Genomic DNA, 16,251 nt, shown 5'->3' with positions numbered 1-16,251 from the left:
TCAACCACCTGCCACCACGTCGAGGGTCGAGGATCCATCAGGGCGGCGGCGCACGGAGATGCGGTCGGCGATCGCCTGCTTCATCGCGTCGACGTGCGAGACCACGCCGACGACGCGCCCGCCGGCCTGGAGGTGGCTGAGCTCGGTCATGACGAGCTCGAGCGTCTCGGGGTCGAGCGAGCCGAAGCCCTCGTCGACGAAGAGCGTGCCGAGGTCGATGCCACCGTTCTCGGCGGTGACGACGTCGGCGAGGCCGAGCGCAAGGCACAGCGACACGTAGAACGTCTCGCCGCCCGAGAGCGTCGTGGGCTCGCGGTCGTCCTCGGTCGAGTGGTCGCGCACGCGCAGGGCGAGGCCGAGACGCTGCCCGCCGCCCTTCTCCTTGGCGTCGGAGCGGCGCAGCTCGTAGCGGCCCGACGACATCTGGCGCAGCCGGTCGTTGGCGGCTGCGAGCACCTCGTCGAAGCGACGCGCGAGGACGTAGGTCGTGAGCGTGAGCCGTGAGGCGTTGTCGGCCGTCGAGGCGTCGGCGAGGTTCGCGATGCGGATGACGGGCGCGGTGGACTCGAGGACGTCCGCGGCGCCCTCGACGGCCGTGACGACCTCGGCGGCTCCCGTGCGGGCACGGGCGAGCGCTCCGTCGCTCGTCGCAGCCGTGGCGACCGCGAGGTCGCGGAGCTCGCGGGTCTCGACGAGCGCTGCTTCCGCGGCCTCGAGGGCGGCCGTCGCGGAGGTGACATCGACGTCCGCCGGCAGCACGGCGATCTCGGGCGTGGCGAGCGTCGCGCGCTCGGCGGCGACCTGCTGCTCGTAGAGCCTGGTCGAGGACTCGAGCGCCTGGATCGACGTCCGGTCGAGGGTTGCGGCGCGCGCCTCGGTGGCGTCGGCGAGCTCGGCGGCCGCGAGGGCTGTCGCCAGCGCGGAACGCGTGGCCTCGAGGTGCTCGGTCGCGCCGACGTCCGCGGCGCGCGCGACCGCGACGGCGGCGAGGAGCTCCTCCTGCTCGACGAGGTCGTCGTGGACGTCCGCGAGGGACGACGGCCCGGCACCACCGTCCAGGTGCGCGTTGAGGGCCGCCACCACCTTCTCGGAGTCGGTCGCCAGGGCGGCGCGGTCGGCCTCGATCGCGGCCTCGGCGACGGTCGCTGCGTCGCGCGCGGCCTCGACGCGGGCGCGGAGCGCCTCGGCCGCGGCATCGTGGGCAGCGATCTCGGTGACGAGCGTCGACGCCTCGCGACCGGCAGCCGTCACGAGAGCGAGGGCCTCGGCTGCAGCCACGACCGCAGCCGCTGCTGCGGAGGAGTCGAGCCCGCCGGTCCGCTCGACGAGCGTCGCGCGCTCGGCATCGAGGGCCGCACGGGCATCGCGTGCCTTCTGGGCCTCGGCCTCGGCGGCGGCGCGCGCCTCGGCGGCGGCGTCGACCTGCTCGGGCGAGACGTGGTCGTCGCCGAGCGGCGCGGGCGCCGGGTGCGTGGTCGAGCCGCACACGACGCACGGCTCGCCGGGCACGAGATCGCGCGCGAGCTCGCCTGCGATGCCGTCGATGCGGGCGAGGCGCAGGCGCGACTCGTCCTCGACGGCGGTCCGCGCGGCGGCGACGCGGTTCGCGAGGATGGTGTCGGCCTCCGTGGCACGCAGGTCGTGGCGGGCGAGCGCCGCGACAGCTGTCTGCGCGGCGGCAGCCGCCGCGTGCTCGGTCTCCCGCTGCGGGACGAGCGCAGCGCCCTGCTGCGCGGTCGCGAGGCGCGCTGCCAGGGCGCCACGGGCCTCGGGCCTCCCGCCGAGCTCGACGACGTCGGCCTCGTCGGCGGTGCGCTGGGAGACGAGGGCAGCAGTCCGCTGGTCGAGCGTCTCCGCCCGCGCAGCCAGACCGGTCTCGAGCTCGACGAGGTGCTCAAGCTTGGTCGCGGACGTCCCGCGCGCGGCGGCGAGCACGGCGGCATCGGCGTCGGGCGCGGCCAGGAGCGTGGCGACGACGGGGTGCTCAGCGGCAGCCGCGCGGACGTCGACGAGCGCCGCAGCGGTCGCGGTGCGGCGGGTGTCAGCGGCCTCGACGTCGTCGAGCCGTGCCACGACCGTGGCGGCGCGCCGGGCGGCGCCGAGCCGCGCGGTGTCGTGCGCATGCTCCTCGGCCCTGGCGTCGAGCTCGGCGAGCCGGCCGACGGCGGAGTCGCGTCGGGTGACGAGCGAGAGGGAGGAGCGGGCGGCGCGTGCGACGCCCTCGCGGGTCGCGTGCTCGGCGGACGCCGCGTCCCGTGCGGCGACGGCCGCGACGTTCTCGGCCTCGATCCGCACGAGGTGCTCGTCGACCCGCGTGAGCAGAGGTCCGCTGCCGTCCGTCGCCGCGGCGAGCGCGCGCAGCTCGGCCGCGTCGTCGTCATCGAGGCCGCTCGCGAGCCCGGCGGCGGCGAGCGCGATGTGTGCGTCGGCCTCCTTGCGTGCGGCGAGCGCGGCCTTGCGTGCCTCGACGAGCCGGTTCTGGACACGCTGGTAGATCTCTGTGCCGAAGACGCGCTGGAGCAGCGCCGAGCGGTCCTCCGGCTTGGCCCGTAGGAAGCTCGCGAACTCGCCCTGCGGCAGGACGATCGTCTGGACGAGCTGCTCGCGCGAGAGCCCGACGATTCGCGTGACCTCCGTGCCGACCTCGTCGGCGCGCCCGGATATGAACGTGCCGGGCGTCTGGTCGCCGAGGTCGCGGCCGGGGTCGATCGCGTCGAGGTCCGCCGTCGACAGCCGCCAGAGCTTCGCGGTCGCCTGCTGCTTGGTGGTGCCGGTGCCGCGTTGCTTGGGGCGGTCGTAGGCGGGGCTGCGCCGCACGCGGTAGATGCCCTGGCCGGTCTCGAGGACGAGGTCGACGTACGACTCGGTCCCGGGACCGACGCGCGTCGAGCGCAGCCGGTCCTCGCTCGCGGCGTCGGCGGCGACCTTGCCGTAGAGGGCGTAGACGATCGCGTCGATGATCGTCGACTTGCCGGCGCCCGTCGGGCCCTCGAGCAAGTAGAGGCCGCTCGCACCGAGGCGCGCGAAGTCGATCGTGTGGCGGTCGGGGTACGGGCCGACGGCCTGGAACGTCAGGGTGTGCAGTCGCATCAGGCACTCACCTCCGTGCGCTGCGCGGCCTCGAGCGCGTCGCGGAGGACGGCCTGCTCGGTGTCGTCGGGAGCACCGCCGCGGACGTGCTCGACGAATCCGCAGCACACGTCGAAGGGGTCGGACACGGAGGTGACAGCGCGCGGTCCGGTGCTCCCGCCGCGGTCCGGCGGCTCGTGGAGGACGACGAGGGCGTGCGGCATGACGTCCTTGATGCGCAGCACGAGGTGCTCGGGTCGCTGCGCGTCGGTGACGGTGACGCGCACCCAGTCCTCGGCGTGCGCCGCGCCGAGCGCGCCCGTGACCTCCTCGAACGTGCCCCGCACATCTGCGAGCCGGCGCGGCACGGGGGCGGGAAGGAGCTCGGGCTCGTCGACGACGCCGTCAGGGCCGAGCTCGACGAGGACCGTCGACTTGTGGTGGTCCTTCTCGGAGAAGGAGTAGGCGAGCGGCGACCCGGAGTAGCGGGCGACGGTGCGCGCGCCGTCGGGACCGTCGGCCACGGGTACGCGCTGGGGCCCGTGGAGGTGGCCGAGCGCGACGTAGTCGACGCCGCGGAGCACGCCCGACGGCACGTTGTCGACGCCACCGACGCGGATGTCACGCTCCGACTCGCTCGCCTCCCCGCCGACGACGAAAGTGTGGGCGACGAGCACCGACGGCACCCGCACAGCATCTGAGGCACGCCGCTCCGCGAGGTCGGCGAGCACCCGCTCCGTCGCGGCGGCAGTCACGGCCTCGTGCGACCGCGCGAGCGGCTCCTCTCCCGGGTCGACGAGCCGGTGACGCGCGTCGTCCGGGTCGAGGTACGGCAGCGCGTAGACGTACGCGCCCACGCCGCCGTCACGGTTCCGCAGGACGACGGGTGTGGCGACGTCGGCGACCGACGCACGCACGTGGAGACCGTCGCGCATGAGCTCGGCGCCGAAGCCGAGGCGCGTCGCGGAGTCGTGGTTGCCGGGCGTGAGCACTACCTGCGTCACCTCGGAGAGGCGTCGCAGCACGTCGGAGAGCATGCGGACGGCCTCGACCGGAGGGATCGCACGGTCGTAGACGTCCCCCGCGACGATGACCGCGTCGACCTCACGCTCACGCACGACCGCGACGAGATGGTCGAGGAAGTCGGCCTGGTGCCCGAGCAGGTCGACGCCGTGCAGCGTGCGCCCGAGGTGCCAGTCGGAGGTGTGGAGGATCCGCATGCGCCGCACGCTACCCCGCCCCACCGACAATCCCCGAGGCTCCGGTCCGCGCCCCCCATGTTCCGAGCAGGTGGCTCCCGGCAACGACCATCCGCGCGAGCTCTCGGGCGGGGCACGAGCACCACCAGCGCACGATAGCCTGCACCCAATCGAGCAAGGGAGCAGCGGATGGCAGCACCAAACGGCTCGCAGAGGCGACTCGCAGTTCTCGTCGACGCGGACAACGCATCGGCCGCGATCATCGAGGGCCTCCTCGAGGAGGTCGCGCGCTACGGCGTCGCGACGGTCAAGCGCATCTATGGCGACTGGACATCCCAGCAGATGAACTCCTGGAAGCGGGTCCTGCTCGCCCAGTCGCTCCAGCCCGTCCAACAGTTCGCGTATACGGCCGGCAAGAACGCGACGGACTCAGCACTCATCATCGACGCGATGGACTTGCTCCACACCGGTGATCTCGACGGGTTCTGCATCGTGTCATCGGACAGCGACTTCACGCGACTCGCGTCTCGGCTGCGCGAGAGCGGCAAGAAGGTCTATGGCTTCGGCGAGGAGAAGACGCCGGAAGCGTTCGTCGCCGCGTGCGACCAGTTCATCTATACGGACGTGCTTCGCCGCCCTGCGGCTGATCCCGCCCCAGTGCCCACGGGACCTTCCAAGGGAGCGAGCCCGGTAACCACCCCGAAGAAGCCCCAGCCGGTGCCGTTCAGGTTCATCTGCCAGGCGATCGACGACATCTCCGGGGACGACGACTGGGCACTGCTCAGCCAGTTGGGATCGCACCTCACTAAGCTCCGGCCCGGCTTTGATCCCCGCCTCTACGGCTTCACCAAGCTCAGCACGCTGCTCGCGGCACAGCCCGATCTCGAGGTCACGCAGGCAGTCGTTGGCAACGGCGCGACCGCCGTGGTGCGCATCCGCCCCTCTGCCTCTCCGGCTCTGTCGGCCGCGGCGAAGTCCACGGCCCCCACCAGGGCGACGGCGACCCCCTAGATCCCCAGCACCTCGCCCGTCCAGCCCGCGCGCCACCAGCGGTCGTGCGTGGCGACGACGACGGTGCCCGGCCACCCCTCGAGGGCGTCCCGCAGCTCGCCGGCGAGCCGCAGCGAGAGGTGGTTCGTCGGCTCGTCGAGAAGCAGCAGCCCCGCGCTCTGACGGACGACCATCGCGAGCACCGCGCGCCGCCTCTGCCCGACGGACAGCTCGGCGAGCGGTCGGTCGAGGTCGCGCGCCGCGAGCAGCCCGTGCGGGTCGACGTCGTCGGGGTCGTCGCCACGCACACGCGCGAGCGCGGCGAGCACCTCGCGCGGCGTGCGCGCGTCGGCCGCGAGCCCCACCTCCTGCTCGAGCAGCGCGACCCCGCCCGCGCCGACCTCGACGGTCCCGGTCGTCGGCGCGAGGTCGCCCGCGAGCAGGTGGAGCAGCGTCGACTTGCCCGACGCGTTCCCGCCGGTGACGAGCAGCCGACCACCAGGCGGGAGGTCGATCGAGAGCGGCGCGAGCCGCCCGTCGACGCCCGCACCCACGAGCCGCACTCCACCACCTGGAACAGCACCGCCACCGGACACCGCGCCGGCACCTGACGGCGCCCGGAACCGCAGCGGCTCGGGCGGCCGCGGGGTCCCCGCGACGACGAGCTCGTCGAGCCGCCGCCGCGCGTCCTTGACCCGCCGCGCGACCTGCTGCTCGACGCGGTCGCCCCACCGCCCGTACGCCATCTTGTTGGCATCCTTCATCGCGCGGCCGGGCGCGACCCGTCGGGCAACCCCATCGCCCTCGTCGAGCGCGTCGTGCAGCCGTGCGATCTCGTCCTGCTCGGCCGCGTACCGCGCGGCCCAGGCGGCGAGCGCGGCGCGCCTGCGCGCGAGATGGTCGCTGAAGGTGCCACCGACCGGCGGCCCGTCGTCGTCGAGGTCGAGCACGGCGGTCGAGACGGCGTCGAGCAGGGTCCTGTCGTGGCTCGCGACGACGACGGCACCCGGGTAGGCGAGCAGCTCGGACGTGAGGTGGTCGGCGGCCGCGTCGTCGAGGTGGTTCGTCGGCTCGTCGAGGAGCAGCAGCGCCGGCCGGCACACGAGCAGCGCGGCGAGGTCGAGGCGGCGCCGCTGCCCGCCGGAGAGCGCGCGCAGCGGCCGCGCGCGGTCGAGGTCGGCGATCCCGAGGCCTGCGAGCGTCCGGCCGAGGCGCGCGTCGACGTCCCAGACACCCGCTGCCTCGGCGGCCGCGAGCGCCGCGTCGTACCGGGCGCCGGGGTCGACGACGTCGGCCGGGCGGTCGTCGTGCTCGGACGTCCCGCCGAGCCCCGCCGCCGCGTCCTCGAGCTCCCGCTCGACGGCACGGACGTGCGAGACGGCGTCGTCGAGAAGCTGCCCGACGGTGCGCGCGTCGACGGGGTCGGCGTCCTGCGCGAGGAGCGCGCGATCGTCGGGAGCCTCGAGCGTCCCGGCGTCGGGCGCCTCGAGCCCGGCGAGCAGACGCAGCAGCGTCGACTTGCCGGAGCCGTTCTCGCCGACCAGCGCGAGCCGTTGACCAGCGACGACATCGAGAGAGACGTCGTGGACGACGTGCCTGTCGCCGTAGGTGCGCGTGAGGTCGCGCGCGCGCAGCGCAACGTGGGAGGGGTGGGTCATGGGGTCACCTGCCGGGTGTCGTGGAGGCGCGCCGAGGCGCGCGCGGGCCGGAGCAGGCAGGACTCACATGCCCCCGAGACTAGGCAACAGGCCCACCCGGGGCCACCCATTTTCACGGCGACCGGTCGCCCGCTGCCCTCGGTAGGTTGCGTCCACGCACCCCCGGACGATCCCTCGACGCAAGGAGCTCGTGGGCGCTGACGACGAGACTGCGTCCACGCACCCCCAGGCGGTACCTGGACGCAAGCAGCCCGGCTCGGCGTACCGCGGCCCGGCTCAGGCCGGGTCGGTGACGTCCGCGACCGTCGCGTCGAGCACGCGCACGAGGTCCGCACCGTCGACGGTCGCCGCCGTGCCGTGCGCACCGCCGCCGATCGACACCTGCCCGACGACACGCTCGTCGGCGACGACAGGCCACGCCGTCGTCGAGCCGAACGGCGTGATCGTGCCGCGCTCATAGCCCGTGACCTCGAGCGCCACGGCGGCGTCGGGCATCGACATGCGCGCGACGCCGAGCAGCTCGCGCAGCTTGGGCCACGAGATCTGTCGGTCGCCCGGCACGAGCACGAAGAGGAAGTCGCCCTCACCCCTGCGCACGACGAGCGTCTTGATGATGCCCGACGGCTCCACGCCACGCACCGCAGCTGCCTCGGCGAGCGACGACACGCGGCCGTGCGTCGTCACGGTGAACGGGATCCCGGAGGCCTCGAGGGCCGCACGGGCGCGAGCGGCGCCGTCGGCCGGAACAGTCGTCATGCGTCCGAGCCTACGACCGGCTCCGGACATGGATCGACCCCGGAGCGTGGGGGGACACTCCGGGGTCGATCCGAGAACCCGGCCCGAGAGCCGGGTAGCTGTCAGGCGTTCTGGCGGCGACGCACGGCGAGCAGCCCGAGGCCACCACCGGCGAGCATGAGCGCCAGCACGGCGGCGCCGACGGCTTCTGCACCCGTGGTCGGCAGCTCGTCGTCCACGTCGCTCACGCCACCGTCGGACGGGTCGGTCGTCGAGCCGTCGCCGTCACCTTCCTGGTCACCGACGCCACCGTCACCGGTGGACGTCGACGAGTCGTCGCCGTCGCCCTCCTCGTCACCGACGCCACCGTCATCGGTGGACGTCGCGGGCGCGGTCGTCGCCGGCTCAGTCGTCGCCGGAGCCGTGGTGGCAGGAGTCGTCGTGGCAGGCGCGGTCGTCGCAGGCGCCGTGGTGGCAGGAGCCGTCGTGGCAGGCGCGGTCGTCGCCGGAGCCGTGGTGGCAGGAGCCGTCGTCGCAGGAGCCGTCGTCGCAGGCGCGGTCGTCGCCGGCTCAGTCGTCGCCGGCGTGGTCGTCGTCGGAGCTGCGGCGCACGGAAGCGCCGAGGCGAAGAGGTAGGTGTGGATCTCGTTGCCGGCCGAGTTGTCGAGGCTCCGAGCGATGACCTGGCCCTCGATCTCCTTGTCCGTGATGGCGAGGTCGACGTCGGGCGCATAGACGGCGCCACGGATGGGCTCCTGCGCGGTGAGGCGCACGGCACCGCTCACGTCGGAGAGGTCCCACAGGACGCGGCGCGCGTCGGGCTTGTTGACGAGCGACGGTACCTTGAGGATGCCGCCGACGACGTCGGTCGCGGCGACCTTGACGTAGAGGACCCCGGTGGCCTCGCCCTCGAGGCGCATCTTGTCGATGCCGGAGATCGCGGAGAAGGCGATCTGGTTGTCTCCGGCGACGAGCCGGACACCGGCCTCGCCGCTCGTTCCGAGGACGTCCGGCGTTCCGTAGGCGGCGTCGTCGAGGGTGGCGGTGGCGTCGGTCGTCGACGTCGTGAAGTAGCTGCTCCAGCTGGAGTCGCTCACGAGGGCGGCCGTGGCGGTCGCCACGTCGGTGAAGGGCGTCCCGAGGTCGACGATGCCCTGGTTGTTGTTGTTCCCGAGGTAGTACGCGGTGCCGTTGTTCTCACCCGAGCCGATGGTGTAGGCGGGGTTGGGCGAGGCGATCTTCAGGCCGCCGAACTGCTCGGGCAGCGTCGCGCCCTCGCGCTTGAGCTGGATCTTCGTGTCGTTCGGGAGGTGGGCGTACCTGTTGAGGAAGACGCGGGTGCGGGCACCGTCGATGACGGGCACGGAGTAGTTGCCGTCGCCGGCGATCTTGTGGACGACGGGGTACTGCCCGGAGCCGGAGACGCGCAGCGTGCCGCCGACGGCGATGGAGCCCTCGGTCTCCTGGTTGCGCAGGTGCAGGTCGCCCGACGTCCAGACGGTGAAGCCTGCGTCCGACCCGGCGGGCGTCGCGGGGCCCATCGGGTTGAGGGTGCAGGCGCCGGCGGTCGTGGCCGCGAAGGCGTCGGAGACCTCGTTGCCGAGGGCGATGCCGCCTCCGACGAGGAGGATGGCGCCGAGTCCGGCGGCGACGGTGCGGGAGGCGCGAACGCGCGCGGGCACTCCGTGCATGAGGTGGGACATGAGGTGTTGACCAGCTTTCCGCGCAGCGTGCGCACATCGGTCCGCGGTCTCCCCCGAGACCACGGGTGGTGCGTCCTGCCGGAGAGCACCCGAACACCAGTATGGCAAAAGTGGCAGCGCTCCCACAGTCTTGAACAGGGTGAAGAGACGTGGGGTCGCTCACCCCCCACGGGCCAACCCTCGCGGGTTGGCTACTGAAGCACTTCAGTTCGAGCGGGTGAAACCTCGCCCCGGCCCTCCACGCCGCGCCTCAGCGCTCGACGACGTCGAACTGCCCGGGCGTCGGGAAACGCTCGAGCTGCGCACGACGCGCGCGCACGTAGAGCACGACGAGCACGGCGAAACATGCGACAGACGCCAGGACGACGAGCTGCCCGTACATGACGGTCCCGCCCGACGCGACCCACAGGTCGAGGTCCGACGGCGGCTCGACGGGCAGCAGCGACCCGTCGGAAGCTGTCGCGGTGGGCGTCGGCGTCCCGAGGATCTCGCCACGGGTCGCGGCCTCCTGCGCCGCGGCTGTCCCGGGCGCGAGCAGCATCGCGACGCCCCAGGGCAGCCCGACGGCCCACACGACGGCCAGCACGAGGTAGCGCATCGGCACGAAGCGTCGCTCCATGCGCAGCGGGGATGCGTCCGACGTGAACCCGCGCAGCGCGACGACGGCGCCCAGGGCGTAGACGATGACGAAGGCGAGCAGCCAGCCGCGCGTGAGCTCGGACTCCTCATCCTTCACCCACACGACGAGCGCGAGCAGCGGCAGCACGAGCAGCAGCAGGCCGACCGTCGCGTCACCGGGGGCGGGCGGCGTGCAGCGCTGACCCGTGCGGGCGTACGTGGCGGGGCGGTCGACGCTCATGCGCCGAGACTACCGACCGGCGAGGACGTCGGCGACGCCCGGCTCGTCGGACCACGGGCGCGCGGGCTTGCGCCCGACGAGGGCGTCGACCGCGGCCTTCCACGACGCGAGCAGGTCGCGTGCCTTCCACGTCGCGAGCTGCTCAGGGGTCACGGACTCCGAGGACACGGCGACGCCGACGGCGTCGATCCCCGCGGCACGCGCGGAGAACACGGCGCGCGGCAGGTGGTAGTCCTGCGTGACGACGATCGCGTCCCGGACGCCGAAGACGGCGCGCGCACGCACGGCGGAGTCGTGCGTGTCGAGCCCGGCGAAGTCCTGCCGGACGACGTCCGCGGGCACGCCCTGGCGCACGAGGTAGTCCTTCATGGCGGTCGGCTCGTCGTAGCCGACGGTCGAGGAGTCCCCCGAGACGAGCACGCCGCGCACGACCCTGCGTTCGTAGAGGTTGACGGCCGCGTCGAGCCGTCGCGCGAGGTACGTCGACGGGGAGCCGTCGGGCCGCAGCCCGGCCCCGAGCACGAGCGCAACGGTGCGCGGAGGCGCGTCGGCGAGATCGACGACGTGCTGCCGTCCGCTCACCTGGACGACGACGACGGGCAGGGCGACCGCGACGACCCAAGCGCACACGGCGACGACGAGCGTGCGGGGCACACGGCGACGCGGACGTACCGCGACGGGCGCGAGGTCGACGGGCGTGGTCATGGGCCCATCCTGCCTGGTCGCACGCCCGGAACGGACGCACTTGCCCGCACCTGCGCAGGATCTCCGCAGTCGCCCCGCGCCGGTGTCGGTGGCCCCGGCTAGGCTCGGGCACGACCTAGCCGTCCACCCTTCCTGGAGGACCCGTGTCCGCTCGTCGCCTCACCGCCCTGGCCGTCGCTGCGCTGCTCGGCGCGTCCGCGCTCGCCGGCTGCTCGGAGGACGGGTCGTTCACGCTGCCGTCGGGCGACCAGCTCAAGCAGATGGTCGACGACGGCTCGAAGCAGGCCAACGAGCTCAAGGCGAAGGCTGCCGAGGCGCGTGCGAGCCTCGAAGGTCTCACGGGCGACCTGCGCGGCACGGCGGAGAAGGCCGTGGGTCAGGCGCAGGGCGCGGCGGACCAGGCGAAGGCGGCGCTCGATGCCGCGAGGGACGCCAAGGGAGACGCGGAGGCCCAGGTCGACGCGGCCCGCACGGCGCTCGACAAGGCGCGTGCCGACGTCGAGGCAGCCCGCGACCGCCTCGCGAAGGACGACTCCGCGGCGGGCAAGGCCGCGAACGACGCCCTCACGAAGGTCGAGGCCGACCTCGACAAGCTCCTCGGCGAGCTGAAGAACTGACCCAGGAGCGCGCGACGGAATCGAGGTTGCGCGCCCCTGGGAGAATGGTTGCCCGTGAGCACACCGTCCGGAAGCACCGCGCCCGAGGGCCGTCCCCGTCGGGGTCGCGGCGGACGTGGCCGGGGCCCCGCTCAGGGCGCCCCGCAGGGCTCGACCCAGGGCTCGCCGCAGCGCGGGGGCAGGAACGGCGGCCGAGGCGGTCGTGACACGTTCGACCGGGCGACGCTCGACGCCCGCGCGCTCGCGCGTGCCGCCCGCTCGGCGGAGATCCGTGGTCGCGTCGACGTCCCGGCGATCACCTACCCGGAAAACCTGCCGGTCTCTGGCCAGCGCGGCGAGATCGCGGACGCGATCCGCGACCACCAGGTCGTCATCGTCGCGGGAGCGACAGGCTCGGGCAAGACGACGCAGCTGCCGAAGATCCTCCTCGACCTCGGCCGCGGACGGGCTGGCCAGATCGGCCACACGCAGCCGCGCCGCCTCGCGGCGCGCACCGTCTCCGAGCGCATCGCGGAGGAGATCGGCGACGAGCACACGGGCCCCGACGGGCAGGTGAGGCGGGGTCGCACGGGCGGCGTCGTCGGCTACCAGGTGCGGTTCACGGACGAGAGCTCGGACCGCACGCTCGTCAAGGTCATGACGGACGGCATCCTGCTCGCGCAGATCCAGCGCGACCCGCTGCTGCGGGCCTACGACACGCTCGTCATCGACGAGGCGCACGAGCGCTCGCTCAACATCGACTTCCTGCTCGGGTACCTCACGCAGCTGCTGCCGCAGCGGCCGGACCTCAAGCTCGTCATCACGTCGGCGACGATCGACTCGGAGCGGTTCGCGGAGCACTTCGCGTCGGTCGCGCCCGACGGGACGCGCGTGCCGGCGCCCGTCATCGAGGTGTCGGGCCGTACGTTCCCGGTCGAGATCCGCTACCGGCCGCTCGTCGAGGACGCGCCGGACCCGGCGGACGAGCGGGGAACGTCGTCGGGCGCCGTCGGCGGCGGCAAGGCCGGCAAGAAGAAGCGGCCGGCCAGGTCCGTCGAGCGCGACCTCATGACGGGCATCTGCGAGGCGGTCGACGAGCTCTTCGCGGAGGGCCCGGGCGACATCCTCGTGTTCCTCTCGGGCGAGCGCGAGATCCGCGACGCGGCAGACGCCCTGCGCGGGCACCTCGGCGACCGCGTCGACGGGCGGGGCACGCCCCTGTCCGTCGAGGTCGTACCGCTCTACGCCCGCCTCACGGCCGCCGAGCAGCACCGGGTCTTCGAGCCGCACGGCGGGCGTCGCGTCGTCCTTGCGACGAACGTCGCCGAGACCTCCCTCACCGTGCCAGGCATCCGCTACGTCATCGACCCGGGCACGGCGCGCATCTCGCGCTACTCCAAGGCGACGAAGGTCCAGCGGCTGCCGATCGAGCCCGTGAGCCAGGCGAGCGCCAACCAGCGTTCCGGACGCTGCGGGCGCGTCGCGGACGGCATCGCGATCCGCCTGTACTCCGAGTCCGACTTCGAGGGCCGCCCCGAGTTCACGGACCCGGAGATCCTGCGGACGTCGCTCGCGAGCGTCATCCTCCAGATGATCTCTTCGGGCGTCGCGACCGGCCCCGACGACGTCGCGAGCTTTCCGTTCGTCGACCCGCCGGACGTCCGGGCGGTGCGTGACGGTGTCAACCTGCTCACGGAGCTCGGGGCGCTCGGCGAAAGCGCGAGCCTCACCGCGACCGGTCGCACACTGTCGCGCCTGCCGATGGACCCGCGGCTCGGCCGCATGATCATCGAGGGTGCGCGGCGCGGTGTGGGCCGCGAGGTGCTCATCGTCACCGCGGTCCTCTCGATCCAGGACCCGCGCGAGCGCCCGACGGAGCAGCGTCAACACGCCGACCAGCTGCACGGGCGGTTCGCTGATCCGACGTCGGACTTCCTCACGTACCTCAACCTGTGGGAGTACCTCAAGGAGCAGCGTCGCGCCCTGTCGTCGTCGGCGTTCCGGCGCCTGTGCAAGAGCGAGTTCATCAACTTCCTGCGCGTGCGCGAGTGGCAGGACCTCGTCGGGCAGCTCAAGGACATGGCCGAGCAGCTCGAGCTCGAGATCAAGCCCGCGTCGCGCGCGGTCGTCGCGGACGGCTCGGGCAGCGGCGTCGTGCGTCGGTCCGCGCCGGGGGCGCGGGCGCTGTCCGTCGCCGAGGCCATGGCGGAGGCCGCGGAGAAGGCCGGTGAGGCACCCGAGGCCGAGACGCACCGCTTCCGCTGGGACGGCGACACGATCCACCGCGCGCTGCTCGCGGGCATGCTCTCGCAGATCGGCATGCAACAGGTCACCGAGGTCGGCGCGCAGCGCCCGGGGCGGCCCACGCGCGAGGACCGTCGGGCCGCGAAGCAGGCGCGCAACGAGTACGTCGGTGCCCGCAACGCGCACTTCGCGATCTTCCCGGGCTCGCCCCTGTCGAAGAAGCCGCCGGCGTGGATCATGGCGGGCGAGCTCGTCGAGACGAGCCGCCTGTGGGCTCGCGAGGTCGCGCGCATCGAGCCCGAGTGGGCCGAGGAGATCGGCGCGCACCTCGTCAAGCGCGTGTACTCCGAGCCGCACTGGTCGTCCAAGCAGGGCGCGGCGCAGGCCTTCGAGAAGGTGCTGCTCCACGGCCTGCCCGTCGTCGCGCAGCGCAAGGTTCTCTTCTCTCGCGTCGACCCGGAGGGCGCGCGCGAGATGTTCCTCCGCAAGGCGCTCGTCGAGGGCGAGTGGAGCACGCGGCACGAGTTCTTCGCGCGCAACCGGGAGCTGCTCGAGGAGGCCGAACAGCTCGAGGCCCGCACGCGGCGCCGCGACCTCGTCGTCGACGACGACACGCTCTTCGCGTTCTACGACGCGCGCGTGCCGGCGGACGTCGTCTCGGCGCGGCACTTCGACCGCTGGTGGAAGGACGCGCGGCGTACGGACCCGGAGCTGCTGACGTTCACGCCCGAGCTCCTCGTGCCCGAGGCCGCGGACGTCGACCTCGCCGACTACCCGGACATGTGGGAGCAGGGCGACCTGCGCCTGCCGCTCACGTACGAGCTCTCGCCGGGCCAGCAGTCCGACGGCGTGACGGTGCACGTGCCGCTCGCGGTGCTCGACAGGGTCGTGCCCGACGGCTTCGGCTGGCTCGTCCCGGGCATGTGGACGGAACTCGCGACGGCGACGATCCGCGCCCTGCCGAAGCCGGTGCGCGTGCAGCTCGTGCCGGCGCCGGACGTCGCGCGGGACGTCGTCGCGTGGCTGCGCGCCAACGAGGCGTCGTGGGCGGACCTCACGCGCGCAGGCGACATGGCGCCGTCGTTCCAGGAGGCGTTCGCGCGCGCGGTGCGCGCGCTGCGGGACGTCGTCGTGCCCGACGACGCATGGGCGGGTGTCGACCTGCCGGGGCATCTGCGCATGCAGTTCCGCGTGGTCGACTCGCGCGGCACGATCGTCGACGAGGGCGCTGACCTGCTCGCGCTGCAGCGCCGGTTGCGGGCGCGCACGCAGGCGGAGGTCCGCACGGCTGTCCGCACGGCCCTGGCCGACGCCCTCCGCGAGGCGGGCACGACGACGCCGTCGTCCCCGACCGACCCGACTCGTAGCGCTCCTGCACACTCCGACGCCCCCTCCGATGCGACTCGTAGGTCCGGAGCGCCATCGGAGAGTGCTGGAGACCTACGAGTCGGCCCCTCTGATCCGACTCGTAGCGCTCCTGCACACTCCGACGCCACCGAGCCCGCAGGCGTGCTGCTCGCCGAGCAGGACCGACTCACCACCTGGCCGACGCTCACGTCACCCACGGGCGAGCCGGTTCCCGGCGACGTCCTGCCCGACGAGGTCGTCACGCGTCTCGGCGCGGGACCGTCGGCGACGACCGTGCGCGGCTACCCGGCGTTCGTCGTCGAGCTCGCGCCCGCGGGCGCGAAGGGTGGCCGCAACGTCGAGTCCGTCGCCCTGCGCATCCTTGCCGACCGTCGCCGTCAGGCCCCTGATCACGCGGCAGGCGTGCGCGCGCTGCTGCTCGCGGAGACCGGCCTGCAGACGCCGCACGTGACGACGCGGTGGACGGGCCAGCAGGCGCTCACGCTCGCCTCGAGCCCGTACCGGAACACCGAGGCGCTCGTCGCCGACGTGCAGAAGGCCGCGATCGCCGCACTGACGTCGGGCGACGAGCCGGGCATCCCCGAGGCGTCGACGATCCGCTCGCGCGAGGCGTACGAGGCCGCGCGCGGCGCCGTCCGCGAGCGCCTCGAGGAGCGGGTCCACCAGACCGTCGGGCACGTCGTCGCGGCGCTCGCCGCCGCGCGCGAGCTCGACACGCAGGTGCGGGGCGCGACGAGCCTCGCGCTGCTCAACACGCTCACGGACGTGCGCGACGACGCGGCGCGGCTCATCTTCGACGGCTTCGTCACCGCGACACCGCCCGAGCGGCTGCGCCACCTGCCGCGCTACCTGCGTGCGGCGTCGCACCGCCTGACGAAGGCCGAGCAGAACCCGAACCGCGACGCCGAGCTCGCATGGAAGATCCGTGACGTCGAGGATCTCTACGACCGTGCCCGCGCCGCATACGCGGCGGGCAAGCCCGACGCGGCACGGCTCGCTGCGCTCGACGAGGCGCGGTGGATGCTCGAGGAGCTGCGCGTGTCGTTCTTCGCGCAGCAGCTCGGTACGGACGGCACGGTCTCGGAGAAGCGGATCCGCGGGCTGCTCGCGGGCTGATCCACCCGG

10 protein-coding genes are annotated in these 16,251 nt (G+C 73.5%); 3 read left to right on the top strand and 7 right to left on the bottom strand.

Features of this window, described 5'->3' with window-relative positions; all coding sequences use genetic code 11:
- Together G7063_RS00320 and G7063_RS00315 are read right to left on the bottom strand one after the other, a co-directional pair.
- Positions 1 to 3,090, bottom strand: coding sequence for an AAA family ATPase (locus tag G7063_RS00320; protein ID WP_166412568.1), 3,090 nt, complete (start codon positions 3,088 to 3,090; stop codon positions 1 to 3).
- On the bottom strand, positions 3,090 to 4,289 hold the full coding sequence (locus G7063_RS00315; RefSeq protein ID WP_166412567.1) for an exonuclease SbcCD subunit D C-terminal domain-containing protein: 1,200 nt from the start codon (positions 4,287 to 4,289) through the stop codon (positions 3,090 to 3,092). Before G7063_RS00315 ends, G7063_RS00320 begins: the two co-directional genes overlap by 1 nt.
- 168 nt (positions 4,290 to 4,457) lie before the next feature.
- Between G7063_RS00315 and G7063_RS00310 the strand changes: the two genes are divergently transcribed.
- The gene (locus G7063_RS00310; protein ID WP_166412566.1) at positions 4,458 to 5,279 is read left to right on the top strand and encodes an NYN domain-containing protein; all 822 of its coding nucleotides are present in this window, start codon (positions 4,458 to 4,460) and stop codon (positions 5,277 to 5,279) included.
- On the opposite strand, the gene G7063_RS00305 is transcribed toward G7063_RS00310, so the two are convergent.
- From G7063_RS00305 to G7063_RS00285, 5 genes are all read right to left on the bottom strand, one after another.
- The gene (locus G7063_RS00305) at positions 5,276 to 6,916 is read right to left on the bottom strand and encodes an ABC-F family ATP-binding cassette domain-containing protein (RefSeq protein ID WP_166412565.1); all 1,641 of its coding nucleotides are present in this window, start codon (positions 6,914 to 6,916) and stop codon (positions 5,276 to 5,278) included. The genes G7063_RS00310 and G7063_RS00305 overlap by 4 nt on opposite strands.
- A gap of 276 nt (positions 6,917 to 7,192) precedes the next feature.
- Entirely contained in the window at positions 7,193 to 7,672 is a 480-nt protein-coding gene (locus G7063_RS00300) for an aminoacyl-tRNA deacylase (RefSeq protein WP_166412564.1), read from the bottom strand.
- 101 nt (positions 7,673 to 7,773) lie between these two features.
- Positions 7,774 to 9,342: a collagen-binding domain-containing protein gene (locus tag G7063_RS00295; RefSeq protein WP_166412563.1), complete on the bottom strand. Its 1,569-nt coding sequence runs from the start codon at positions 9,340 to 9,342 to the stop codon at positions 7,774 to 7,776.
- 262 nt (positions 9,343 to 9,604) lie between these two features.
- On the bottom strand, positions 9,605 to 10,213 hold the full coding sequence (locus tag G7063_RS00290; RefSeq protein ID WP_166412562.1) for a hypothetical protein: 609 nt from the start codon (positions 10,211 to 10,213) through the stop codon (positions 9,605 to 9,607).
- A 9-nt stretch (positions 10,214 to 10,222) separates the two neighbouring features.
- Positions 10,223 to 10,918: a vancomycin high temperature exclusion protein gene (locus G7063_RS00285; protein WP_166412561.1), complete on the bottom strand. Its 696-nt coding sequence runs from the start codon at positions 10,916 to 10,918 to the stop codon at positions 10,223 to 10,225.
- Between the two features lie 143 nt (positions 10,919 to 11,061).
- Here G7063_RS00285 and G7063_RS00280 point away from each other — a divergent pair, with 143 nt between their 5' ends.
- Positions 11,062 to 11,535 carry a hypothetical protein gene (locus tag G7063_RS00280; protein WP_166412560.1) on the top strand — a complete coding sequence of 158 codons (474 nt, stop codon included), beginning with the start codon at positions 11,062 to 11,064 and terminating at the stop codon, positions 11,533 to 11,535.
- A 54-nt stretch (positions 11,536 to 11,589) separates the two neighbouring features.
- Positions 11,590 to 16,242: an ATP-dependent RNA helicase HrpA gene (gene hrpA / locus G7063_RS00275; RefSeq protein ID WP_240916134.1), complete on the top strand. Its 4,653-nt coding sequence runs from the start codon at positions 11,590 to 11,592 to the stop codon at positions 16,240 to 16,242.
- The last annotated feature ends 9 nt before the right edge of the window (positions 16,243 to 16,251 follow it).

It is taken from the genome of Sanguibacter sp. HDW7 (assembly GCF_011300875.1).
In the GTDB taxonomy this organism is placed as follows: Bacteria; Actinomycetota; Actinomycetes; order Actinomycetales; family Cellulomonadaceae; genus Flavimobilis.
This window is presented reverse-complemented; position numbering and strand designations above follow the sequence as displayed.

What these genes read in the sequence shown, in the direction of transcription:
- G7063_RS00320 (WP_166412568.1), bottom strand. Translation starts at nt 3,090, where the DNA reads ATGCGACTGCACACCCTGACGTTCCAGGCCGTCGGCCCGTACCCCGAC.
- G7063_RS00315 (WP_166412567.1), bottom strand. Translation starts at nt 4,289, where the DNA reads ATGCGGATCCTCCACACCTCCGACTGGCACCTCGGGCGCACGCTGCAC.
- G7063_RS00310 (WP_166412566.1), top strand. Translation starts at nt 4,458, where the DNA reads ATGGCAGCACCAAACGGCTCGCAGAGGCGACTCGCAGTTCTCGTCGAC.
- G7063_RS00305 (WP_166412565.1), bottom strand. Translation starts at nt 6,916, where the DNA reads ATGACCCACCCCTCCCACGTTGCGCTGCGCGCGCGCGACCTCACGCGC.
- G7063_RS00300 (WP_166412564.1), bottom strand. Translation starts at nt 7,672, where the DNA reads ATGACGACTGTTCCGGCCGACGGCGCCGCTCGCGCCCGTGCGGCCCTC.
- G7063_RS00295 (WP_166412563.1), bottom strand. Translation starts at nt 9,342, where the DNA reads ATGCACGGAGTGCCCGCGCGCGTTCGCGCCTCCCGCACCGTCGCCGCC.
- G7063_RS00290 (WP_166412562.1), bottom strand. Translation starts at nt 10,213, where the DNA reads ATGAGCGTCGACCGCCCCGCCACGTACGCCCGCACGGGTCAGCGCTGC.
- G7063_RS00285 (WP_166412561.1), bottom strand. Translation starts at nt 10,918, where the DNA reads ATGACCACGCCCGTCGACCTCGCGCCCGTCGCGGTACGTCCGCGTCGC.